This is a genomic window from Bradyrhizobium jicamae, assembly GCF_018130215.1.
In the GTDB taxonomy this organism is placed as follows: Bacteria; Pseudomonadota; Alphaproteobacteria; order Rhizobiales; family Xanthobacteraceae; genus Bradyrhizobium; species Bradyrhizobium jicamae_A.
Genome location: NZ_JAFCKQ010000003.1, coordinates 177,050 through 199,011 on the forward strand (window position 1 = coordinate 177,050; position 21,962 = coordinate 199,011).

Sequence of the window (21,962 nt, forward strand, 5' to 3'; positions counted from 1 at the left end):
GCTGATGTTCTCGGTCGAAGAGCACGCCGCGCTTTGCGCCGTGCACCGCCGCGCGTTCCGGACCCTGCTCGGGGCCGAGCCGATGCCGGCGGATTGTCTTGCGTATTTCGCCCGTCATGAACCTGCGTTCAGGGCGGCCGCGGGCGTCAAGATCGCACAAAAATCACTTCCAACAGGACGGAATTTTCACCTGACCAGTCGCGATGTCGCGCGGACCTTGCTAGAGTTGGAACAGAACAAGGAGAACGATCATGGCACATACTGAAGCCACCCATCTGCCGGTCACAGCCAGCCGGGTCTCGCGGCTGCCCCAGTCGCTGATGGCGATGATGCTTGGCCTGTTCATCGTCGGCTTCGTCGGCTTTTCCCACATCGACGTCGTCCACAACGCCGCTCACGACGTGCGGCATTCGAACGCCTTCCCCTGCCACTGACCGCGTCTCGATGAACACCTTTCGCGCCATCGTCTTCTCGTCGGTCATTGCGGGCTTCGTCGTCGGTGCGATCGTTACGGTGATCCAGCATTTCGGCACGGTGCCGCTGATCCTGAGAGCCGAACTCTATGAGAAGGCGGCGGCGCATCACGATCATGCAGCCACGCCCGACGCCCGGGATGGCGTTGCCGCCGCTCACAGCCATGAGGACCATGAGCACGCCGAGGCCTGGGAGCCAGGTGACGGCTTCGAGCGCAACGCCTATACGGCGGCGGCCAACGTGCTCACGGCGATCGGCTTCGCAATGCTGCTCGCCGCCATCTTCGCGATGCGCAGCGGCAACGCGGGTGGCCGCATCTCCTGGCATGAGGGCATGATTTGGGGACTGGCCGGCTTTGCGGTGTTCACGCTTGCCCCGGGACTGGGCCTGCCGCCGGAATTGCCGGGCGTGCCGGCGGCGCCCTTGCTGTCGCGGCAGATCTGGTGGGTCCTGGCCGCGGCGACGACGGCGGGAGGGCTCGGATTGATCTTCCTGCGCCGATCGCTGCCGGCCTCGATCGCAGGGTTGATCCTCATCGTGCTGCCGCATGTCATCGGTGCGCCCGAACTGGATCACGTCGAGACCAATGTGCCGGCAGCACTGTCGCACCAGTTCGTGGTTGCGGTCACGATGACCAGCCTGACGTTCTGGTTCATGCTGGGCGGCGTGACCAGCGCCGTGTTCGCGCGGTTTGATCGCGACAATCCCGAAACGCTTCCCGGCTAGGGGCTGCATGCGCCTTCGCCTGCGCAACAATAACCTCGCCGCCACGACGCGATGGGGCGCGATCAAGGTCGGCCTCTATTGCGCGGTCGAGCTGAAAGACGCCGTCGCGCCGGTCGGAGCCAACGCCAAGCCCGAGGTTTCGGAGCCGTTGACGCGGCCGTGATGGCATAGCGGTGCTGTACCTTGGTCCTGCTGGTCCGGCTGGCCGTCGCTTCGTAAGGTCAACCGCGACTGCAACGGTTCGGGAGGTCGTTGATGGCATCGCGTTTCAACGTCGTGGCGGCCTGCGTGGCCATCGCTGCGGCACCCGACGCGTTGCGAGCGCAACCGGATCAGCAGGAATTCCGACTGGTCACCCCGCCGCTCAGCATATCGAGGGAGCAGGTTCGTCCCCCGGCCGACGCCTTGCCGGTGCCGGACGGATTCAGCCGAGAGCAGATCGTTCACGGCGATCGCGTGTTCCACGGCGAAGCCGCGAACGGTCAGTGCAGCGTCTGTCACGGCATTGACGGCAAGGGGACCGCAAACGGCAACGACCTCACCGCCGGCATGTTCGTCTGGAGCGACGGCAGTGTCAGCCAGCTCAAGCGGACCATCCTGCACAACATGGCAGTGGCCCCCGGGATGGATGGCGATCTGAGGCCCGCCGATATCGATGCCGTGGCGGCCTATGTCTGGGCCATCAGCCATCGATCGCCATAGCGCGGAACCGGGACGGCAAATCGCAATGAGCGGCGTCCGTTGCGCTTCGGCTTGTGCTCCGCTCCTCCGCGAGGCTACTCTGCCGGCAACCAAAAAGACTGCACGGAGGCCCCGCGATGAACCAACCCCTGCCCACGTCTCCGGCCCCCGCGTCGGCGCTGCCACGCCGCAGGCTCGGCCGAACCGGGCTCGACGTCTCCGTCCTCGGCTTCGGAACCGCGCCGCTCGGCGACCTGTTTGCCCATCTCGACGACGCCACTGCGATAGCCGCAGCCGAGCGGGCGTTTGCGCTCGGCGTCAATCTGCTGGATTCCTCGCCCCTCTACGGCCACGGCCTTGCCGAGCACCGCTCGGGAACCGCGCTCCGCCGCGTGCCGCGGGACCAAATCGTCGTCTGCACCAAGGTCGGGCGCTGGATCGACCCGTTCCACGACCGCGGTTCCGGTTCGAATTTCGTCGGCGGCGCGCCGCATCGCGCGGTGGTCGACTATTCCTATGACGGCACGATGCGTGCGGTGGAGCAGTCGCTGCTGCGGCTCGGCACCGACCGCATCGAGCTGCTGCTGATCCACGACGTCGACGTCTGGACCCATGGTGCCGACGCGATCGAGGACCGCTTTCGCGAGGCGATGGAGGGCGCCTATGTCGCGCTCGACAAGCTCCGCTCCGAGCGCGTCGTCAAGGGCATCGGCATCGGCGTCAACGAGGCCGACATGTGCGTGCGCTTCGCCAGGGCCGGCACCTTCGACACCATGCTGCTTGCCGGCCGCTATTCGCTGCTGGAGCAGCCGGCGCTGGCCGAGTTCCTGCCGCTCGCGCAAGCGCAAGGCATCGGCGTCATGCTCGGCGGCGTGTTCAACTCCGGCATCCTGGCGACCGGTGCGGTTGCCGGCGCCAAGTACAATTACAAGGACGCGCCATCGGACGTCATGCAGAAGGTGGCGCAGATCGAGCGCGTCTGCCGCGCCCACGGCGTGGCGCTGGCGACCGCCGCGCTGCATTTCGCGCTGGGTCACCCCGTCGTTGCGAGCCTCGTGCTCGGCGCGCAGGCGCCGCAGGAGGTCGAGCGCAACGTCGCGGCGCTGTCGAGCCCGGTGCCGTCGGCGCTGTGGCGCGACCTGAAGGCGGAGCGGCTGCTCGATGCCGACGCGCCGGTACCGGCGTGATGCGGATCGATGCCCATCACCACGTCTGGCAACTCGCCCGCGGTGATTACGGCTGGCTGACGCCCGATCTCGTCCCGCTCTATCGCGATTACGATCTGGCGGAGCTGCGGCCGCTGCTTGCGGCTGCCGGCATCGAGGGCACCATTCTGGTGCAGGCGGCGCCGACCGAGGCGGAGACCGCCTTCATGCTCGACATCGCCGGGCAGGCGGACCTCGTGCGCGGCGTGGTCGGCTGGATCGATTTCGATGCCACCGACGCCGTCGCAGGGATCGAGAAGGTCGCGGCGCATCAGCTGCTCGTCGGCTTGCGGCCGATGGTGCAGGATATCGCCGATGACGACTGGCTGCTGCGCCCCGCGCTGGCAGCGCAGTGTGATGCGATGGCGCGGCATCGCCTGGTGTTCGACGCGCTGGCCCTGCCGCGGCATCTGTCGCGGCTGGTGCAGGTGGTCGATCGCCATCCCGGTCTGCAATTCGTCCTCGACCATTTCGCCAAGCCGCATCTTGCGACCGGCGAGATCGCGGCCTGGAAGGACGACGTCTCGCGGCTCGCCGCGCGGCCCAACATCGTCTGCAAGCTGTCCGGTCTCGTCACCGAAGCCGCGGCAAACTGGCAGATCGGCGACCTCAGCGAGGCCGTCGATCATGTGCTAGAAGTGTTCGGGCCGCAGCGGATGCTGTTCGGCAGCGACTGGCCGGTGGTCAATCTCGCCGGTGGCTACGCCAGGTGGTTCGCGGCGAGCGAGGCCCTGCTGGCCCGCCTGTCGCCGGACGAAAAGGCCGCGATCTACGGCGGCAATGCGGCGCGGATCTATTTGTCAAGTCGCGGAAGGCACACGTCGGGGAAATAGCGTACCGGAGGCGCCGAAATTGATCCACAGCGCGCCTTGATGAATCATTCCGGGATGGTCCATAAGCGGCGTCCGCGCTGCTGACGTTCGGTGGTGCGCCGGTTTCAGAGAGACGAGCGTGGCAAAGATTCATCATCAGATTGCGCAGGAGCTGGGGGTTCGCGACGAGCAGGTCGAGGCGGCGGTGACGCTGCTCGACGGCGGTGCGACGGTGCCGTTCATCGCGCGTTACCGCAAGGAATTGACTGGCGCGCTCGACGACGCGCAGCTGCGCACGTTGGAGGAGCGACTGACCTATCTGCGCGAGCTCGAGGAACGCCGCACCGCGGTGCTCAATTCGATCCGCGAGCAGGGCAAGCTCGATGCCGCGCTCGAGGCCCAGATCATGGCGGCCGACAGCAAGGGCCGTCTGGAAGATATCTATCTGCCCTACAAGCCGAAGCGTCGCACCAAGGCGGAGATCGCCAGGGAGGCCGGGCTCGAGCCGCTTGCGGACATGCTGCTGACGCAGCCCATCAACGATCCCAAGCAGGCAGCAGCCCCGTTCGTCAACGCCGACAAGGAGGTTGCCGATGTCGCCGCCGCGCTCGAAGGCGCGCGCGCGATCCTGGTCGAGCGCTTCGCCGAGGATGCCGACCTGATCGGCGCGCTGCGCGAGGAGATGTGGTCGAACGGCGTGATGGTCTCCACCGTGCGCACCGGCAAGAAGACCGAGGGCGAGAAGTTCAAGGACTATTTTGATTACAGCGGGGCATTGCCGAAGCTGCCGTCGCACCGCATCCTTGCGCTGTTCCGCGGCGAGAAGGAGGAGATCCTCGATCTCCAGCTCAAGCCGGAGGCGCAGGACCCGGTGGCGGGCGTGCCCACCCGCTACGAGCTCAGGATCATGAACCGCTTCGCCGTCTCCGATCAGGGACGCAAGGGCGACAAATGGCTGATCGAGACCGTGCGCTGGGCCTGGCGCACCAAGATCCAGATCCATCTCAACATCGACCTGCGGATGCGGCTGTGGACCGCGGCCGAGACCGAAGCGGTGCGCGTATTCGCCTCCAATTTGCGCGACCTGCTGCTCGCGGCACCTGCCGGCGCGCGCGCCACCATGGGGCTCGATCCCGGCTACCGCACCGGCGTCAAGGTCGCGGTGGTCGATGCCACCGGCAAGGTGCTGGCGACGACGGCGGTGTTTCCGCACGAGCCGCAGCGGCGCTGGGACGAGGCGCTCGCGATGCTCGGCAAGCTCGCGATCGAGCACAAGGTCGAGCTGATCGCGATCGGCAACGGCACCGCTTCGCGCGAGACCGACAAGCTCGCCACCGAACTGGTGCAGCGGCTGCCCGACCTGAAGATGACCAAGATCGTCGTCTCCGAAGCCGGCGCGTCGGTGTATTCGGCCTCCGCCTTCGCCTCGAGCGAACTGCCCGAGCTCGACGTCACCATGCGCGGCGCGGTCTCGATCGCGCGCCGGCTGCAGGATCCGCTGGCGGAGCTCGTCAAGATCGACGCGAAGGCGATCGGCGTCGGCCAGTACCAGCACGATCTCGGCGAAGCCAAGCTGGCACGCTCGCTCGATGCGGTGGTGGAGGATTGCGTCAACGCGGTCGGCGTCGACGCCAACACCGCCTCGGTTCCGCTGCTGGCGCGGGTATCGGGCATCGGGCAGGGGCTGGCGCAGAGCATCGTGCAGCACCGCGACGCCAACGGCCCGTTCAAGTCACGCAAGGCGCTGAAGGACGTGCCGCGGTTGGGCCCGAAGGCGTTCGAGCAGTGCGCCGGCTTCCTGCGCATCAGCAATGGCGAGGATCCGCTCGACCAGTCCGGCGTGCATCCGGAAGCCTATCCGGTGGTGCGGCGTATCCTCGAGGCGACCAGGAGCGACATCAAGGCGCTGATCGGCAACGCCGAGGTGGTGCGCCAGCTCAGGCCGCAAAGCTTCGTCGACGACACCTTTGGCTTGCCGACCGTCACGGACATCCTGCGCGAACTGGAAAAGCCCGGCCGCGACCCGCGTCCGGCGTTCAAGGCCGCGGTGTTCAAGGAAGGCGTCGAGGAGGTCAAGGACCTCAAGAAGGGCATGATCCTCGAGGGCACGGTGACCAACGTCGCCGCGTTCGGCGCCTTCGTCGACATCGGCGTGCATCAGGACGGCCTGGTGCACATCTCGGCGATGTCGAAGACCTTCATCAAGGATCCGCGCGAGGTGGTGAAGCCCGGCGACATCGTCAAGGTGAAGGTGCTGGACGTCGAGGTCGCGCGCAAGCGCATCGCACTGACCCTGCGGCTCGACGACGAGGTCGGGTCGAAGAAGGATGCCGGGCCATCGCGCGATACGCCGCGCGGCCCGGCCAAGATGTCGTCGTCCGCGCCACGCAAGTCGCCGGACCAGGCGGGAGGCGCGCTCGCCGAGGCCCTGCGCCGCGCCGCCGAGAAGAGCGGGCGCGGCAAGCCGACCTAGAGCGACTGTTCGAGAACGCCCTGCGCGACGGTCAGACGAAGGCACTCTGGCCGGTGATATCCCGGCCGACGATCAGGGACTGGATCTCGGCGGTTCCTTCGTATGTGACGAGGCTTTCCATGTCGCACATGTGCCGTATCACGTGGAAGTCGAGCGTGATGCCGTTGCCGCCGAGGACGTCGCGTGCCATCCGGCACACGTCGCGCGCCTTGACGCTGCAGTAGTATTTGGCCAGCGCGGCCATCGTTTCCTCCAGCTTGCCGTCGTCGATCAGGCGGCCGAGGCGGATGCAATAGAGCTGCATCGCGGTGACGTCGCCAAGCATGGAGACGAGCATCGACTGCACCATCTGGGACTTGGCGATCGGCCTGCCGAACTGGGTCCGGCGCTGCGCGTAGGTCAGGGCGATGTCGTAGGCCGACACGGCATTTCCGAGCGATGCCCAGGCGACCGTGTTGCGGGTGCCCATCAGCACCCTGGCGCAGTCCTTGAACGAATTGCACTTCTGCAGCCGCGCGTCTTCCGATACCCGGCAATCGGTGAGGATGATGTCGGCATTCTGCACCATTCGCAGCGATACCTTGCCCCCGATCTTGGTCGCCTTGTAGCCGGGATTATTCTTCTCGACGACGAAAGCCTTGACCTGCTTGTCGGCGACGTCGCGGGCGTAGACGATGATGTAGTCGCACCACACGGCGTTGCCGGGCCAGCGCTTGCGCCCGTTGATCACCCACTCGTCGCCCTCGCGTTTCGCCGTGGCCTCGAGCGCAACCGAGTCCGATCCGTGGTCGGGTTCGGTCAGGGCGAACGCCCCGACCTTCTCGAATCTGGCCATCTGCGGCAGGTAACGCTCCCTCTGCGCTTCCGAGCCGAGCAGGTTGATCGACTGCATCGCCAATCCGAGATGAACCGCGAAGAAGGTGGCGACGCTGGAGTCGATCCGGCTCAGCTCCATCATCACCAGGCCCGCTCCGACCGCCGTCATCGGCCGGCATCCGGGCAGGCGCATGTTGTGATCGCCGACGATGTTGAGCGCGGCGATCCTGGGCACCAGCTCGAAGGGAAATTCGCCGCGTTCCCAGTATGAATTGGCGATCGGCAGGATTTCGCGTTCGCCGAATTCCCGCACCTCGCGCAGGATCCGGGCCTCTTCCGCCGTCAGCTGCTCCTTCATCAGGAAGTAGTCGGTGCCGCGCGCGCGTCCGATGTCGTCGCGTAGTTTGTCGGTGACGGGGTCGCTCATCGGTTTCCTCCTGGACGTTTCCCTCTGGCCGGCGCCTGTCGGATGCACCGCCGTTTCGACCTCGCAGCCCCTTCGTTCGCCGGCTTCCAGCGGGCCGCGCAAGCGCCCGAAAGCCCGGGATCAGGTGCGGGGAACCGTCTCCCTCACGACGCCTCGCGCTTCCTCTTCCGATTCATGGATGTGCGGCGCGACGCCTCTCTTCTTTAGTGCGTCACCGAGCTTGGCCCGCATGAAGGCGCTGGTCGCAAAGCGCGTGACGCCCAGGAAATAGCGATCGCCGATCTCCTTCAAGGCGTCGAGATAGGCATCCTCGATGTCGCGATCGAGGTCGAACCCGTCGTAGTTGACGACGGCATAGACCTTGTGGCCGAGGGGCTCGACGATCGATCGAATTCGCTCCCTGAATCTCTCGATGACGGCATGCCCCTTGACCGCCAGTTCGGAGAGATTGAGGAACAGGATGTTGTGGTCACGATCGTAGTTGAAACGCGCATCGAACGGCAGGCGCAGCATTTCCTCGCGGAGGCCCATCGGTTCGGCCCTGAAGATGCGGGAATCCATCTCGCGCGGATGACGCACGACCGGCTCGAAATCCATCCTGTCGAGGATGTCGCGCTTGATGTCGATGCCCGGAGCGATCTCGATCAGCTCGAGCCCGTGTCTGGTGAGCTGGAATACGCAGCGCTCGGTGATGTAGAGCACCTCCTTGTCGTTTTGCGTGGCATACGGGCCCGAGAACGTGCGGTGCTCGACCTGGTTGACGAACTTCCTGAACTTGCCGTCCCGCTCGATCAACAGCTTGCCGTCGACCACGGAGACGTCGAGGTCTCCGCAGGTGAACGTGCCGAGGAAATACAGCTTCTTCGCGTTCTGGCTGATGTTGATGAAGCCGCCGGCACCGGCGAGACGTGGTCCGAATTTCGACACGTTGAGGTTTCCCTCCCTGTCCGCTTCCGCCAGCCCGAGAAAGGCGGCGTCGAGACCGCCGCCATCGTAGAAATCGAACTGGTACGGCATGTCGATGACGGCCTGCGCATTGGTCGCGGCCCCGAAATTCGGGCCGCCCGCGGGAATCCCCCCGATGACGCCGGGCTCGGCCGTGAGCGTCATCAGGTCGGCGCATTTCTCTTCGGCGGCGACCGCGGCCACGCCCTCGGGAACGCCGACCCCGAGGTTGACGACGCTGTGCGGACGCAGCTCCATCGCCGCACGACGAGCGATGATCTTGCGATCATCCAGCGGCATCGCCTCCAGCGAGGTCAGCGGAACGCGAACCTCGGACGCGAACGCCGCATTGTAGGGCGTGGCAATGGTCTGCATGTGATGATCGGCAGCCGTCGCCACCACGATGCAGTCGACGAGCGCGCCGGGGATCTTCACCTGCCGCGGGTTCAGCGTTCCGACATCGGCGACGCGCTCGACCTGCGCGACGACGAGACCTCCCGAGTTGTGCGCCGCCATTGCGAGCGAGAGCGTATCCACCGTCAGCGCCTCACGCTCCATCGTGATATTGCCCTCGGGGTCGGCGGTGGTCCCGCGTATCAGCGCGACGTTGATCGGGAACGCCTTGTAGAACAGGTATTCCCTGCCGCCGACGGTCATCAGCTCGATCAGATCCTCGGTCGTCTTCTCGTTCAGCTTGCCGCCGCCGAAGCGCGGATCGGCAAAGGTGCCGAGCCCGACGCGCGACAGATGACCAGGCTTGCCGGCCGCGATGTCCCGGTAGAGATGAGACAGCGGCCCGAGGGGAATGTTGTAGCCCTCGACCTGATTGCCGGCCACGAGCTGATACAGGGCGGGCACCGCCGTCCAGTGCCCGCCGATCAGCCGCCTGACGAGGCCGGGCTGGGCGAGACGCTGGGCCCCGCGCTGCTGGCCGTCGCCGGGACTGACGCACCACACCAGCGTCAGATCGCGCGGCTTGCCGAACGACGCGGTTTCGGTATCGGTCTCGCCGTAGATCGCCGCCAACGCGTGGATGACTTCCATGGCAAGGCCGATGCCGAAGAAGCCGCCGATCGCGACCGTGTCACCGGTACGTATCAGCCGTGCGGCCTCGCGCGCCGCGACGATCTTTCCGGTCTTGTCCGAGCGGGCCGTTGGAACGATTGCGACGCTCATCGACGCCTCCCTTGCTCCGCCTGCACGGTCGGATCTCCGATGACGCGTCGGTCGCGGCTGACTGCGCTGCAAAATCAGCCTTGCCATCGAGCCACGCGCCCCTGGCCGTGCCGTCTCTTGTTGGTGCGTCCCGCACGATGATCATCCATGAGGCGGACAAACTCGAGCTCGACCCCACGCTGACATTGCAACTGCCGTACGGTCATACTGCGCCAACAGCAATTTGCTCGCAACCGGATTGAGGCCAGTCGAGTGGACCGACCTTGCTGAAGTAGCGGCCTGGATGCGCCCGGGCCTCGACGCACCGGAATCATTCCGCGACGCATCTTGATCCTGTGGCCGGGCTCGCGCGACCTGGAAGGCTGGATGAAGCGCGGCCACGGTGAATGACGGGCTGGCGCTCGATCCAGGTTGCACGGTCCGAATCGACTGCGCCGCGAGGTGAACAAACCGGATCGCGTTCGTTGCTGCGCGGGCATGCGCTTCGTTGCGATTGCATCTCTCGAAAAACTAACTTCGGCGTCAGAATCTGGCGCATTTGTAAGTTGAAGGAGGCTGTCGATCTGCGTCTGCTGATCCTCGTCTTGGTGCGGCGAAGGCGCTTCGCCGCGATTCAGTGACGGAGGATCTTTCGATGAAGAACAGGCTCTTCACAGGTCTGATGGCGGCGGCGGTTGCGGCCAGCGTTGCACTCGCGCCGGCGGCCTTCGCCAGAGGCGGCGGCGGCGGCGGCGGCGGTGGAGGCGGCGGTCACGGCGGTGGCGGCTTCGGAGGCGGTGCCCGTGGTGGCGGCTTCGGAGGCGGCGGCTTCGGAGGCGGCATGCATGGCGGAGGTTTCGGTGGAATGCATGCCGGAGGCTTCGGCGGCATGCATGGCGGAGGCGCGATGGCTTTCGCCGGGCCGGGCGGCGGCGCGCATTTCGGTGGCCAGCATTTCGGTGGCGCCCGCTTTGCGGGGACCCCGATGGCGCATGCCGTGTTCGCACCGCGGTTCGCCGGCGGCGGATTCCATCATCACGGCTTCTTCCATCATCGCTTCCATCGCTTCGTCGCTTTCGGCGGCGGGGCGTATTACGCCGACTATTACGACGGCTGCTGGCGCAGGGCATTGACGCCGTACGGATGGCAATGGGTCAACGCGTGCGGCGACTACTACGGGTACTAGTGCAACGAACCGTACCGTTGGCGCGGTCGTCACCAGGCGTTCCATCCAGCCCCGGAATGGAATAGTCTGGTGGCGATCGTCGCGGGGCGCTCGGAGAATTCAATGCAATGACCGGAGCTCACCGCCGTATTCTTGTCGTCGAGGACGACGCGGAAACCGCTGACCAGCTCGTCGATCAGCTCACGACCAGCGGTTACGACGTCGACCTGGCGGCAAACGGCCGCGAGGCGCTCGACCACGGCGCCGCGCGCGACTATGCCGTGATCACGATCGATCGCATGCTGCCCGATATCGACGGCATCGCCGTGATGCGCCAGATGCGCGACGACGGGATCAGGGTGCCGTTCCTGATCATCAGTGCGCTCGGGGAAGTCGACGACCGCGTGCGCGGCCTGCGCGCCGGCGGCGACGACTATCTGGTCAAGCCGTTCTCCTTCGTCGAATTGCTGGCGCGTCTGGAGGCGCTCGGCCGGCGCAGCGAGACCGTTGCCAAGGAGACCATCCTGCGGGTCGGCGATCTCGCGATCGATCTGATCGGGCGGAATGCGAGCCGCGGCGGCCGCAGGATTCCGCTGCTGCCGAAGGAATTCCAGCTGCTCGAATATCTCGTGCGCAACGAAGGCCGCGTGGTGTCGCGGGCGATGCTCCTGCAGCATGTGTGGGATCTGCATTTCGATCCCTCCACCAATATCATCGACGTCTATGTCGGGCGCGTCCGCCGCAAGGTCGACGACCAGCAAGCCTATCCGCTGATTCATACCATCCGCGGCATCGGGTACTGCCTCCGTGCTCCTGGCTAAGACCCTCAAATCGTCGACCTTCCGCCTGGCGCTGATCGCCATCGGCGCCTTCGGCCTGATCGTCTCCGCGATCTTCGCCTATGTCTACTGGTCGACCGCCTCCTATGTGCGCAACCGCGCCGACCGGGCTGTTGTCGCCGAGCAGGCCAGCCTGCGTGACACCTACACGCGGTCCGGGCGCGACGGGTTGATGGCGCTGATCGACCAGCGCACGGCCGACAAGAGCTTTGTCGATCACGTCTACCTGCTGGTCGGGCCGGGTTCGGCGGTCCTCGCCGGAAACCTCAAGCAGTGGCCGCCTGGTGCTGCGGAGCACGGATGGACCGAGTTTCGCGCGCCAGTGTCGTCATCAGCCTCGGTCGGCCCCCTGGTGCGGGGCATGACCGAGACGTTGGCGCGCGGCGATCGGCTGCTGGTCGGCCGCGACATCAGCGATCTCGACGGCTTCACGGCGCAGATCAGGGCAGCCGGCCTCGCCGTTATCGTGCTGATCTTCGTGCTGGCGGCGGTGGCCAGCATCGGGGTCACGCGGCGGACCGTCGGCCGGATCGAATCCATCAATGCGACCAGCCGCGCCATCATGCGGTCCGGCCTCGACCAGCGCATTCCGCTGCGCGGCAGTCATGACGAGTGGGACCGTGTTGCCGAGAACCTCAATTTGATGCTCGACCGCATCGAGACCCTGATGGGCGAGGTCAAGCAGGCCAGCGACAATGTCGCGCATGACCTGCGCACGCCGCTGACCCGCATGCGGGGCCGCCTCGAGAAGGCCTATCATGCTCCGCGCGGCAGCGAGACCGACGCGGCGCTGATCGGCGACACCATTGCCGATCTCGATGCGGTACTCGGGATGTTCGCGTCCATCACGCGGATTTCCGAGATCGAGAGCCGGGCCCGGAAGGGTGCGTTTCGCACCGTCAATCTGGTCGAGGTCGCCGGCGAGGTGGTCGAGCTCTATGACGCAGCAGCCGAGCAGGATGCCACCCGGCTTCGCCTTGCCGGCGAAGCCGATGTGCCAGTGACCGGCGATCGCGACCTTTTGTTCGATGCGATCGCCAATCTCGTCGACAATGCCATCAAGCACGGCCGCGCCGGCGGACGCGTGACCGTGACCTGCCACAACGTCGAGGGCGGCGCCGTGATGTCGGTCGCCGACGATGGTCCCGGCATTCCCGCCGAGCAGCATGACCGCGTCTTCAAGCGCTTCTATCGGCTGGAGCAAAGCCGTTACACGCCGGGCAACGGCCTCGGCCTCAGTCTGGTCGCGGCGGTCGCCCATCTGCACGGTGCCAGGATCGAGCTCGCCGACAACGCGCCGGGCCTGCTGTTCAGGCTGTCGTTTCCGGCGCCGGCGGTGGGAGCGCAGGGTGGATGAGCGGCCTCCCCGTCAGAACGCACTCCGGTATCGCGCGATCTCGCTGCGGGGACCATAAATCCACATCGGCTCGCCGCATTCGCTTGGGCCGTGATCCGTCATGCAGGCCGCACTCCAGGGCGGAGCCGCGATCTGGCGGCCCTCGATCGCGTTTGAATATGCTGGAGCTGAATGCGCAAGGGCCGACTGTGCAGGCGCGGAGACGTTCTTGACGCGTGGCCGCGCTGTCGCTGACGTGGCGAGCGACGACGCGAGCAACAGTGCCACCAGGGGAAATGACAAATTCATCGTCAGACTCCTCGATTGTGGAAAAGTAACGCACCCCGGAATGACGACAGCATCCGGATCAAGGTTTGGACGCGGGATGCCGATGCTGAACCTGTTCGCTGCCTGTGAGCAGCTGTTCATACAACCGGTCGATCTCGCGCGCCTGATCGGGCGTGACATCTTCCAGATGCAAGATTCTCAGCGCATCCATGGTTGGCTGATAGTTGCGACCGTTGTGAATCGGCCATGGTTCACTGTGAAGAAACGGCGCGCTCTCAACGTTGGCTGCAAGCACAGGGGGAGTACCGAGCGCAATGGTTCTCACCGCCAACAATGTATAGACGAGAATGGCACGTCGTGATCGATCCGCAATCATAGCGCGTCTCCCTGCCGGGGGCTATGGCGAACCATGGAGCGTTAGCGGCAGGTTCGCCTCTTCTTGCGAGATCGATCTGTTGCCGTCCTCATCCAACAATATTGTGTGATGAAATTTCCGCCGCGTGCGCCAGTGCGTGGGGGCGACAAGCCGGGCTCGCCGCCCCCACCGCGCTACAGCTCGCCGGCGGCAAACAGGGCGAGCGCCTCGGAAACGCCCTTGCCGTATGCCGGGTCGGCCTTGCTGCAGTTCGCGACGTGCCGTTCCTGGATGTGCCTTGCGGCCTGACCCACCTGGCGGGCGGTGTTGTCGAACAGCGTCTGCTTCTGCGCGGAAGTCATCTTCCGGAACAAATTGCCGGGTTGCTGCCAGTGGTCGTCGTCCACCCGGTGATCCCAATGCGCGGCCGCCCCTGAGATCACCAGCGGCGGCTCGTTCAGCTGCGGCCGGTCGGTCCACTCGCCGCGGCTGTTCGGCCAGTAGGTCGGCGTACGGCCGAGATTGCCGTCGGTCCGCATGGCGCCGTCGCGGTGATAGCTGTGGAACGGGCATTTCGGCGCGTTGACCGGAATGTGATGGTGGTTGACGCCGAGCCGGTAGCGCTGCGCGTCCCCATAGGAGAACAGGCGCGCCTGCAGCATCTTGTCCGGTGAATAGCCGATGCCCGGCACGATGTTGGCAGGCGAGAACGCGGCCTGCTCGACCTCGGCGAAGACGTTCTCCGGATTGCGGTTGAGCTCGAAATGCCCCACCTCGATCAACGGATGCTGAGCCTTCGGCCAGACCTTGGTGAGGTCGAACGGATTGAACGGAGATTTCGTCGCCTGTTCGTCCGTCATCACCTGGATGTGCAGCGTCCAGCGCGGAAACGCGCCGCGCTCGATGCTGCCGAAAAGGTCGCGCTGATGGCTTTCGCGATCCCGGCCGACCAGGGCGACAGCCTCGGCATCGGTCAGGTTCTGGATGCCCTGCCGGGTGCGGAAGTGGAATTTCACCCAGACGCGCTCATTGTTCGCGTTCAGCAGGCTGTAGGTGTGGCTGCCGAAGCCGTGCATGTGGCGGTAGCTCCTGGGGATGCCGCGCTCGCTCATGACGATGGTGACCTGGTGCAGCGCCTCGGGAAGCAGCGTCCAGAAATCCCAGTTGTTGTCGGCGCTTCGCATGCCGGTGTAGGGATCGCGCTTGATGGCGTGGTTCAGGTCGGGAAAGCGCAGGGGATCGCGAAAGAAGAACACCGGCGTGTTGTTGCCGACGACGTCCCAGTTGCCTTCTTCGGTATAGAACTTGAGCGCAAACCCGCGGATGTCGCGCTCTGCGTCCGCCGCGCCACGCTCGCCGGCGACCGTGGAGAACCGCGCGAACATCGGCGTCTGCTTGCCGATTTCAGAGAAGATCTTCGCCCTGGTGTAGCGGGTGATGTCGTGGGTGACCGTGAAGATGCCATGGGCGCCCGAGCCCTTGGCGTGCATGCGGCGCTCCGGGATCACCTCGCGGTCGAAATGCGCGAGCTTCTCGATCAGCCAGACGTCCTGCAGCAGCGCCGGTCCGCGCGGTCCGGCGGTCTGGATGTTGATGTTGTCGGTCACCGGTGCGCCGGAGGCGTGCGTCAGCAACGGCCGGTTGATCTCGTCAGTCATTGGATGCTCCAGGGTTGTTCGTGAAGGCAGCAGGTCGTGCTCGCGATGCGCGAGGCGCCGCCCTGATCGCTCTGACTTGGTGTTTGGTGGCCTCACGATTAGAAAACCCGGCGGATCGGCTCAACGACGGACATCCGGTGTTTCAGGCCAAATGTCCGTCGATCCCGGCCAGGATCACCGTGGCAGGTGACGCCGATGGGCCGGCGCCAGGGAGCAGGCGCCTGCGACAAGGCGACCCGACGGGCAAATCAGCTGGAAACCTGTCAAGAGCGCATTGTGAAAATATTTCGGTTTATCGTAATGGCAAATCAGTGTATGGATTGTCCGTCTCACCCGATCGAGGGGCGCTTCGCGGTCGTCACGAACGTGGTGGTGGGATGCGGTGGACGCCGAGGTGCGCGCGACGAATGCACCAGGGCGGACGGCGAAATCGTGCAGGCCTGACGCCCTGGTGGCAGGTGTCCTCTCGTGAAGTGTGCGCAAGCGTCTTTGCGAAAGCGGTGACAAGAAAGCCCAGTCTCGCCGGGGAGAGCACGTATAAGCCGTAACCCATCGCGCAGGGAAAGCCGGGTTGTTCCCGGTTACACCTGTGGTCCTACCCCCGTGCTTTCTACATTGCACGGGGCCCATGGGTGCGATCGGCACCCGGCTTTCCCTGCGCCCTCTCCTAGAAGAGGGTGGAACGAATGGCAAAACTCGGACGATTCATGTCGCGAGAATGCGGAAGCACGGCTCTCGCCGTTGCAGCATGCACCGGCGAGAGAGCGAGCTCCATCGTCTCAGTGCATGCCGTCACCTCACAAATTGATCACGCCACGCCTTGCCGCATGCGCCACCGCGTCGGTGCGGCCGGTGGCGTCGAGCTTGTCGAGCAGGGAGCCGACGTGAAATTTTGCGGTGTGGACGGAGATGCCGAGGCGCTTTGCGATCATCTTGTTGGAGGCGCCCTCGGCGAGCAGTGCCAGCACGTCGAGCTCGCGCGGCGTCAGCTCGAAATCGTTCGGCGAGGCCGCGACGTTGTGGTCGCGCGCGACGATGGCCACCGCCGCCGGCTCGCCCGGCGCAGCGAGGCGGAGGCCGGCGACACTGCCGAGCAGGGTCGCCAGCCGGTCGGCGAGCGCGGGGTCGTCGACCTCGATCGCTATCGCGATATCGGGCGAGATGCGTGGCGCGGGCTGGTCGCTCACGTCTCCGGCCTTTCGCCGATCGTCACCTTGAATTGCAGCGGCTCGCCGCCGCGGTGGACCGTGACGTCGACCACCGAGCCGACGCTCTGCGGCCCGAGGCTCCGCAGCAGCGCCCGCACGCCGGACAGCTTCTCGCCGTTGACGGCAACGATCACGTCGCCCTGCCTGATGCCGGCGGCAGCCGATGGGCCGTCCTTGTCGACATTCATCACCATCGCGCCGATGCCGTCGTCGAGGCGGATCGGTTGCAGGCCGACGCCGAGATAGCCGCGCGCGATGCGACCGCTTTTCTCGAGCTGACCGGCGACGCGGGCGATGGTGGCTGCGGGGATTGTCAGCACGCGGCGAGGCCCGAGCACGGCCATGCCGAACACCTCGCCCGAGGCATTCAGCGCGAGCCCGCCCTGCTGGCTGTGCCGCAGGCGGACGTCGAGCTCGATCCGGGCGTCGATCTCGCCGCCGCGCAGGCTGCGCCAGGCGGCACCGGACAGCGACACCATGCCGAGCCGCGCGGTCGGTGCGCCGCGGTCGGCCGCGACGACGGCCGCAAGCGATCCGAGCGCGGGGACTCCATTGGTCAGCGCGACCGGCTGGATGTTTCCGTCAAAGCGCAGCAGCGCGATGTCGGTGGTGTGGTCGCGTCCGACGACGGTCGCCTGCTTCCGGCTGCCATCGGCGAACTGGATCTCGATCTCGCCATCGTCGGCCAGCGCCTCGTCGGCGGTGACGATCAGGCCCGCCTTCCAGACGAAGCCTGAGGCGCGCAGGCGATGCGAATGCACCGAGACGACCGCGGGCGCGGCGCGCGCGATGGTCTCCGAGAGGGCGGAGGAGAGTGAGGCGAGGGTGGTCGGTTCGGTCATGGAAAGCTCCTGTCGGCTTTCCTCAATCTGGGTTCTCGGGAGCCGTCCCGAAACTGGCCGGATGGGCAGGGCGAGGCTGCGGGCAGCTTGGCCGGCGCCGAGCGCCGGAGCTAGACCCGGTTCCGCGTCATCCAGGCGAAGCCGCGCATATGCCCCATCGTGTGGCCCTGAAGATGATCGGGATCAGACAGGCGATGGGGATCAGGCCCGCCGGGACCATCGAGCGGAACTTCGACGTCCGATACAAGTCGGTTTTGCCGGGTTGGCCGGCCCGGAGTGGTGCAGTTTCGAGATGGCCGCCGAGCCGGACGCGAAATGATCGCGCCTGATGCACTGCAGCTTGGCGAGCCGTGGCATATATCTTCGATTGATCTTCGTGGTGATTTACATAGCAATAAAATAGCCGGCCGTGACGGCTCAGCCCGGGCGCCGCAAGGTCGCCTTCGGGGTCTCGCCGAACTTGGCCCGATAGGCGCTCGCCATCCGGCTGAGATGGGTGAAGCCGAGGTCGAAGGCGATGTCGACGATCCGCTCGCCCGGACGCGCCGTCTTCAGCCGAGCGTTGAGCTGCGCAAGTCGAATGTCGAGCAGCATGTCCGAGATCGTCGTGCCGAAATGGCGGCGGAAGCCGAGCTGCAGGGCGCGGATGCCGGTGCCGGCCACACCCGCGAGCTCGGCGAGATCGATCGGCTCGGTCGCCCGCGTCTCCAGATGTTCGCGCACCCGCTTCAGCGCGGCCGGCTGCGTTTCGCCGCGGCCGTTGAACGTGTCGATCGCGGCGCTCAGGCTGTGTCGTTGGCCGTTGAGCAGCGCATCAAGGAATGCTTCGCGCCAATCGGCAGCGGTCACCGCAGGCAGTTGCTTCCGTGGCCCGAGCCGTTCGGCGAGCGCGACCAGCTGTTCGATCCTGGCTGCGAGTGCCTGCCCGAGCGGACCATCCAGCCCGACGGCGGGATCGAACTCGACCGGCCTCACGGCGGTGCCTCCGAGCGCGGCGGCGCGATGCTCCACCAGCCTGCGATCGAGCAGCAGGATCAGCTGTGCGCAGTCCTCCCGCCACGTCATGTCGGTCGGAATGGTCGGCGACAGCAGCGAGGCGGTTCGCGCGGGTCCCGTTGTCACCTCGCCCGAAGCGGTCCGGACCGATGCCCAGCCGTGCAATGGGATCTGCAGCAGGAAGAAGCGATCGAGGCAGCCGGGATTGATCGACACTGCGCCGCCATAGGCGACGTAGTTGATGGAGAATCCGTCGAAGTCCGCGCAGTTGTGAAGCGCGAAGAAATCCCGCGCCGAATGTTCGACCGGCGTCAGATTGTGCGGGCAGAAGATGCGTCCGATCGCCTCGGCCGCGTCGTCCACGCGCATGGTGGAAACGCGCGCGAAACCGCTGAGCCTTGCCGAAACCTCGTTGCTGGTCGCAGTCACGCCCGGCCGTCCGGAGTTGTTTGAGGTCTAAAACATCGGCAGCCTAATGCATCTGGTCACAAAGGGGAACGCGGTTTCGTCGTGCAAATTGCCCGATCGGCGTGCAGCCGGATGCGGGCGGCTCGGGCATGCCGGGATGCCGGACCGCTCCCGCATTGCAGCAAAAGTCCGCCGGCCGCGGATTCGTTTAGCGGCTAGACAGTCCCCGAGGCCGGCGACAGGCTGGGCTTCGGTAACACGCAATCCAACCTGGAGGCTGACATGGGTTCGCTCGAAAAAGGCATCACGCGAGACGGCACCGGCTATAACGGCAAGACCTGGAATATCCTCGGCCAAGTCTACTATCCGAAGGCCGTCACCGACTCGACCTTCGCCTTCGAGACCAACAGCGATCCCGGCCAGTTCGTGCCGGTGCATGTCCACCCGACCCAGGACGAGTTCATCCTGGTGCAGGAAGGCGTGCTCGATCTCAAGCTCGACGGCGTCTGGGTGCAGGCCAAGGCCGGCGATCTCGTCCGCATGCCGCGCGGCATTCCGCACGGCTATTTCAACAAGTCGGACAAGCCAACGCGGGCGCTGTTCTGGGTCTCGCCGATGCAGAAGCTCGAGGCGCTGTTCGAGAAACTTCACAATCTGCAGGACCCGGTCGAGGTGGTGCGCATCTCCGCCGAGCACGAGGTCGATTTCCTGCCGCCGGAAGCCAACGAATAGGCCGCAGGCCAAAGCGAAACCACGCGCAAGATACAGGGATTCGCCGGAGCAGGCGCCGGCGATGACGGGGCGACGTGCGCCCGGAAAATGGACCAGTTCACTGATTGGAGCGGTTTCATGGTCAAGCAGAAGCATGTGTGCATCATCGGCGCCGGCGTGTCGGGGCTCGCGGCCGGAAAGGTGTTTTCGAGTCGCGGCCACAGGGTGACGATCATCGAGCGCAGCGGCGATCTCGGCGGGGTCTGGGAACCGGCGCGTTCCTATCCGGACGTGCAGACCCAGAGCCCGAAGGATCTCTATCGCTACACCGACAAGGCGATGCCGGAATCCTATCCGGAATGGCCGAAAGGCCCGCAGGTCTATGCTTATCTGCGCGACTACGCGCGCGACCACGGGCTCGACGGCGCGATGCGGTTCAACACCAAGGTGGAGGCGATGAAGCGCCGTGCCGACGGCAGGCCGGGCTGGACGCTCGAGTTGAGCTCGACCGACGGCGCCGCCGGCCATGAGGATTTCGACTTCGTCGCGGTCTGCACCGGCCAGTTCAACGAGCGGCAGACGCTAGCGTTGCCCGGCGAGGACGGCTTCAGGGCGCAGGGCGGCCAGATCCTGCACTCGTCGCAATATGGCGATCCCATGCTCGCCAAGGGACGCAAGGTCGTCGTGCTCGGTGGCTCGAAATCGGCGACCGACATTGCCGTCAACGCGGTCAATTCCGGCGCCAGCGAGGTCACCATCGTCTATCGCGAGCCGGTCTGGCGGATTCCCTATTTCATCGGCGGGCTCGTCAACTTCAAGCGCATCCTCTACATCCGCGCCCAGGAGGAGATGTTCAAGAGCTGGGGCATCGGGCCGATGTCGCGGCTCGCGCATGCGATCGCGAAGCCGTTCGTCTGGGCCAACTGGCGCGGGCTGGAGAGCATGCTGAAGATGCAGCTCAAGCTCAAGAAGTGCGACATGGTGCCGAAGGAGCGCATCGAGGACGGCGTCAACTGCTCGGTGCCGATCGCGACCCCGGGCTTCTACCCGATGGTCGCCGACGGCCGCATCAAGGCGGTGCGCGGCACATTCGATCACTACGACGGCAAGACCATCGTCATGAGCGGCGGCCAGCGCGTCGCGGCGGACGTTGCCGTGCTCGCGATCGGCTACAGGCTCGGCGTGCCGTTCCTGTCCGGAGAGCATCAGGCGAAGCTGGTCGAGCCCGACGGGCAGTACCGGCTGTATCGGTTGATCGCCAATCCCGATCTGCCCGACATGGGCTTCGTCGGCTTCAACTCCAGCTTCTGCACCGTGCTGTGCGCCGACATGGCGGCGAACTGGCTGGTGCGCTATGCCGACGGCCAGCTCAAGCGGCAGCCGAGCGCGGCCGAGATGCGCGACAACATCGACATGATGCTGAACTTCAAGCGCGTCGAGCGGCCGGCGGCCGGTGTCTATGGGGGACTGTGCGTCGCGCCCTATCATTTCAAGCATTTCGACGAGCTGCTCGCCGACATCGGCACGACAGCGCGCCGCCGCAGCCCGCTCGTCGAAAAGTTCACGCCGCCAGATGCGGGCGCCTATGCGCGCTTCCTCGCCACCGCCCCGGTCTACAAGGCGGTGGCATAGATCCGGGGCTTGTCTCAGTCGCGGCCGGCATCGAGGAAGGCTTGGGCCAGCCGCGCCGGATTGGAGAAGCATAGTTCGTGACTGCCCGGTACCTGGACCAGGCGGAACAGCCCGAGCTTCTGCGACAGCCGCGGATGCCAGGGCAGGACGTGTGGCAGCGCCGTATCCTCGGTGCAGTTGACGTAGGACTTCGCGATCGGCATGTCGGCAGGGTTGGTCTTGAGCGAGATCTTGTCCTGAAACGTCTTCAACGGGTGAGGGTTGAGCACATCATACGCGCGCTGCGCGGTTTCGAGATCGGCGTCATTGATGAAGGCCTCGCGCCAGATCGGGAACGGCAGCACGACCGAGCCGTCGCCGCGCTCGGCATGGACAGCGTCGAACAGCCCGACATAGGTCGGCGGCACCATGTCGTTGAGGCATTCGCCGTTGTTGGGCACGAAGGCATTCCAGTAGACCAGCCGGCGGATGCGATCGCCCGCGAGGTCGGCGACGCCGGTGATGACCATGCCGCCATAGCTGTGGCCGACCAGCACGATGTCCTTGAGATCGTGCTCGGCCAGATAGTCCACGATCGACCGGATAGCCTCGGCAAGGCCGGAGTCCTTCCGGTCGCCGGGCCGGTTGCCCTTGATGGTCGGCGTGTGGACGGTGTGACCGGCCTTGCGCATTGCCGCGGCAACCGGCTCAAGCTCGGCGCCGGTGTGCCAGGCGCCGTGGACGAGGACGTAGGTCGACATATTGTGCTTCTCCCGGGGGTTTGGTTAGATCGAGGCTCGCTTCCTTGAGGTGCGACCTTCGTGCAATTGC

Annotated in this window: 22 protein-coding genes; 13 read left to right on the forward strand and 9 right to left on the reverse strand. The window is 65.7% G+C overall.

What is annotated here, in order from left to right:
• Window positions 1-4: 4 nt before the first annotated feature.
• From JQ586_RS06835 to JQ586_RS06870, 8 genes are all read left to right on the forward strand, one after another.
• Window positions 5-265: a hypothetical protein gene (locus JQ586_RS06835; protein ID WP_212393750.1), complete on the forward strand. Its 261-nt coding sequence runs from the start codon at window positions 5-7 to the stop codon at window positions 263-265.
• Window positions 252-434: a CbtB-domain containing protein gene (locus JQ586_RS06840; RefSeq protein WP_212393751.1), complete on the forward strand. Its 183-nt coding sequence runs from the start codon at window positions 252-254 to the stop codon at window positions 432-434. Before JQ586_RS06835 ends, JQ586_RS06840 begins: the two co-directional genes overlap by 14 nt.
• 10 nt (window positions 435-444) lie before the next feature.
• Window positions 445-1,200: a CbtA family protein gene (locus tag JQ586_RS06845; RefSeq protein ID WP_212393752.1), complete on the forward strand. Its 756-nt coding sequence runs from the start codon at window positions 445-447 to the stop codon at window positions 1,198-1,200.
• Window positions 1,201-1,207: 7 nt separating this feature from the next.
• Window positions 1,208-1,363, forward strand: coding sequence for a hypothetical protein (locus JQ586_RS06850; protein ID WP_212393753.1), 156 nt, complete (start codon window positions 1,208-1,210; stop codon window positions 1,361-1,363).
• Window positions 1,364-1,455: 92 nt separating this feature from the next.
• Entirely contained in the window at window positions 1,456-1,902 is a 447-nt protein-coding gene (locus tag JQ586_RS06855) for a c-type cytochrome (protein ID WP_212393754.1), read from the forward strand.
• A 116-nt stretch (window positions 1,903-2,018) separates the two neighbouring features.
• Complete coding sequence (locus tag JQ586_RS06860) at window positions 2,019-3,068, forward strand: aldo/keto reductase (RefSeq protein ID WP_212393755.1); 1,050 nt, start codon at window positions 2,019-2,021, stop codon at window positions 3,066-3,068.
• The gene (locus JQ586_RS06865; RefSeq protein WP_249147368.1) at window positions 3,068-3,919 is read left to right on the forward strand and encodes an amidohydrolase family protein; all 852 of its coding nucleotides are present in this window, start codon (window positions 3,068-3,070) and stop codon (window positions 3,917-3,919) included. Before JQ586_RS06860 ends, JQ586_RS06865 begins: the two co-directional genes overlap by 1 nt.
• 118 nt (window positions 3,920-4,037) lie before the next feature.
• Complete coding sequence (locus JQ586_RS06870; protein ID WP_212393757.1) at window positions 4,038-6,371, forward strand: Tex family protein; 2,334 nt, start codon at window positions 4,038-4,040, stop codon at window positions 6,369-6,371.
• Between the two features lie 31 nt (window positions 6,372-6,402).
• On the opposite strand, the gene JQ586_RS06875 is transcribed toward JQ586_RS06870, so the two are convergent.
• Complete coding sequence (locus tag JQ586_RS06875; protein ID WP_212393758.1) at window positions 6,403-7,614, reverse strand: acyl-CoA dehydrogenase family protein; 1,212 nt, start codon at window positions 7,612-7,614, stop codon at window positions 6,403-6,405.
• A gap of 120 nt (window positions 7,615-7,734) precedes the next feature.
• Window positions 7,735-9,735 (reverse strand): acyl CoA:acetate/3-ketoacid CoA transferase, encoded by a 2,001-nt coding sequence (locus tag JQ586_RS06880; RefSeq protein ID WP_212393759.1) that lies wholly within the window; start codon window positions 9,733-9,735, stop codon window positions 7,735-7,737.
• Between the two features lie 634 nt (window positions 9,736-10,369).
• Here JQ586_RS06880 and JQ586_RS06885 point away from each other — a divergent pair.
• The 3 genes from JQ586_RS06885 (at window position 10,370) to JQ586_RS06900 (ending at window position 13,075) form a co-directional block, all read left to right on the forward strand.
• Entirely contained in the window at window positions 10,370-10,900 is a 531-nt protein-coding gene (locus tag JQ586_RS06885) for a hypothetical protein (RefSeq protein WP_212393760.1), read from the forward strand.
• 107 nt (window positions 10,901-11,007) lie between these two features.
• Window positions 11,008-11,700, forward strand: a complete 693-nt coding sequence (locus tag JQ586_RS06890) for a response regulator transcription factor (RefSeq protein WP_212393761.1) — start codon at window positions 11,008-11,010, stop codon at window positions 11,698-11,700.
• Window positions 11,687-13,075, forward strand: a complete 1,389-nt coding sequence (locus tag JQ586_RS06900) for an ATP-binding protein (protein WP_312016940.1) — start codon at window positions 11,687-11,689, stop codon at window positions 13,073-13,075. The genes JQ586_RS06890 and JQ586_RS06900 overlap by 14 nt, the downstream gene beginning before the upstream one ends.
• A gap of 12 nt (window positions 13,076-13,087) precedes the next feature.
• Here JQ586_RS06900 and JQ586_RS06905 read toward each other — a convergent pair whose 3' ends face one another.
• The 6 genes from JQ586_RS06905 to JQ586_RS06930 form a co-directional block, all read right to left on the reverse strand.
• Window positions 13,088-13,363, reverse strand: coding sequence for a hypothetical protein (locus JQ586_RS06905; RefSeq protein WP_212393762.1), 276 nt, complete (start codon window positions 13,361-13,363; stop codon window positions 13,088-13,090).
• 58 nt (window positions 13,364-13,421) lie between these two features.
• On the reverse strand, window positions 13,422-13,718 hold the full coding sequence (locus tag JQ586_RS06910; protein ID WP_212393763.1) for a hypothetical protein: 297 nt from the start codon (window positions 13,716-13,718) through the stop codon (window positions 13,422-13,424).
• A 173-nt stretch (window positions 13,719-13,891) separates the two neighbouring features.
• A complete protein-coding gene (locus JQ586_RS06915; protein WP_212393764.1) occupies window positions 13,892-15,355 on the reverse strand; it encodes a catalase in 1,464 nt (487 codons plus the stop codon).
• A gap of 797 nt (window positions 15,356-16,152) precedes the next feature.
• The gene (locus JQ586_RS06920) at window positions 16,153-16,542 is read right to left on the reverse strand and encodes a helix-turn-helix transcriptional regulator (RefSeq protein WP_312016941.1); all 390 of its coding nucleotides are present in this window, start codon (window positions 16,540-16,542) and stop codon (window positions 16,153-16,155) included.
• Entirely contained in the window at window positions 16,539-17,405 is an 867-nt protein-coding gene (locus JQ586_RS06925; RefSeq protein WP_212393765.1) for a S1C family serine protease, read from the reverse strand. The genes JQ586_RS06920 and JQ586_RS06925 overlap by 4 nt, the downstream gene beginning before the upstream one ends.
• Before the next feature lie 417 nt (window positions 17,406-17,822).
• Window positions 17,823-18,830, reverse strand: coding sequence for an AraC family transcriptional regulator (locus JQ586_RS06930; RefSeq protein ID WP_409334548.1), 1,008 nt, complete (start codon window positions 18,828-18,830; stop codon window positions 17,823-17,825).
• 261 nt (window positions 18,831-19,091) lie between these two features.
• On the opposite strand from JQ586_RS06930, the gene JQ586_RS06935 reads away from it, so the two are divergent.
• Together JQ586_RS06935 and JQ586_RS06940 are read left to right on the forward strand one after the other, a co-directional pair.
• Window positions 19,092-19,541 (forward strand): cupin domain-containing protein, encoded by a 450-nt coding sequence (locus tag JQ586_RS06935; protein ID WP_212393766.1) that lies wholly within the window; start codon window positions 19,092-19,094, stop codon window positions 19,539-19,541.
• Between the two features lie 117 nt (window positions 19,542-19,658).
• A complete protein-coding gene (locus JQ586_RS06940) occupies window positions 19,659-21,152 on the forward strand; it encodes an NAD(P)/FAD-dependent oxidoreductase (protein ID WP_212393767.1) in 1,494 nt (497 codons plus the stop codon).
• Window positions 21,153-21,166: 14 nt separating this feature from the next.
• Here the strand turns inward: JQ586_RS06940 and JQ586_RS06945 are convergent, their stop codons facing one another.
• The gene (locus JQ586_RS06945) at window positions 21,167-21,892 is read right to left on the reverse strand and encodes an alpha/beta hydrolase (protein WP_212393768.1); all 726 of its coding nucleotides are present in this window, start codon (window positions 21,890-21,892) and stop codon (window positions 21,167-21,169) included.
• Window positions 21,893-21,962: the final 70 nt, after the last annotated feature.

Excerpts from the sequence above, each read along its gene's own strand:
- JQ586_RS06935 (WP_212393766.1), top strand. The coding sequence starts at position 19,092 with ATGGGTTCGCTCGAAAAAGGCATCACGCGAGACGGCACCGGCTATAAC.
- JQ586_RS06910 (WP_212393763.1), bottom strand. The coding sequence starts at position 13,718 with ATGATTGCGGATCGATCACGACGTGCCATTCTCGTCTATACATTGTTG.
- JQ586_RS06890 (WP_212393761.1), top strand. The coding sequence starts at position 11,008 with ATGACCGGAGCTCACCGCCGTATTCTTGTCGTCGAGGACGACGCGGAA.
- JQ586_RS06875 (WP_212393758.1), bottom strand. The coding sequence starts at position 7,614 with ATGAGCGACCCCGTCACCGACAAACTACGCGACGACATCGGACGCGCG.
- JQ586_RS06845 (WP_212393752.1), top strand. The coding sequence starts at position 445 with ATGAACACCTTTCGCGCCATCGTCTTCTCGTCGGTCATTGCGGGCTTC.
- JQ586_RS06880 (WP_212393759.1), bottom strand. The coding sequence starts at position 9,735 with ATGAGCGTCGCAATCGTTCCAACGGCCCGCTCGGACAAGACCGGAAAG.
- JQ586_RS06865 (WP_249147368.1), top strand. The coding sequence starts at position 3,068 with ATGCGGATCGATGCCCATCACCACGTCTGGCAACTCGCCCGCGGTGAT.
- JQ586_RS06860 (WP_212393755.1), top strand. The coding sequence starts at position 2,019 with ATGAACCAACCCCTGCCCACGTCTCCGGCCCCCGCGTCGGCGCTGCCA.
- JQ586_RS06940 (WP_212393767.1), top strand. The coding sequence starts at position 19,659 with ATGGTCAAGCAGAAGCATGTGTGCATCATCGGCGCCGGCGTGTCGGGG.
- JQ586_RS06835 (WP_212393750.1), top strand. The coding sequence starts at position 5 with ATGTTCTCGGTCGAAGAGCACGCCGCGCTTTGCGCCGTGCACCGCCGC.
- JQ586_RS06855 (WP_212393754.1), top strand. The coding sequence starts at position 1,456 with ATGGCATCGCGTTTCAACGTCGTGGCGGCCTGCGTGGCCATCGCTGCG.
- JQ586_RS06925 (WP_212393765.1), bottom strand. The coding sequence starts at position 17,405 with ATGACCGAACCGACCACCCTCGCCTCACTCTCCTCCGCCCTCTCGGAG.
- JQ586_RS06850 (WP_212393753.1), top strand. The coding sequence starts at position 1,208 with ATGCGCCTTCGCCTGCGCAACAATAACCTCGCCGCCACGACGCGATGG.
- JQ586_RS06885 (WP_212393760.1), top strand. The coding sequence starts at position 10,370 with ATGAAGAACAGGCTCTTCACAGGTCTGATGGCGGCGGCGGTTGCGGCC.
- JQ586_RS06945 (WP_212393768.1), bottom strand. The coding sequence starts at position 21,892 with ATGTCGACCTACGTCCTCGTCCACGGCGCCTGGCACACCGGCGCCGAG.
- JQ586_RS06905 (WP_212393762.1), bottom strand. The coding sequence starts at position 13,363 with ATGAATTTGTCATTTCCCCTGGTGGCACTGTTGCTCGCGTCGTCGCTC.
- JQ586_RS06840 (WP_212393751.1), top strand. The coding sequence starts at position 252 with ATGGCACATACTGAAGCCACCCATCTGCCGGTCACAGCCAGCCGGGTC.
- JQ586_RS06915 (WP_212393764.1), bottom strand. The coding sequence starts at position 15,355 with ATGACTGACGAGATCAACCGGCCGTTGCTGACGCACGCCTCCGGCGCA.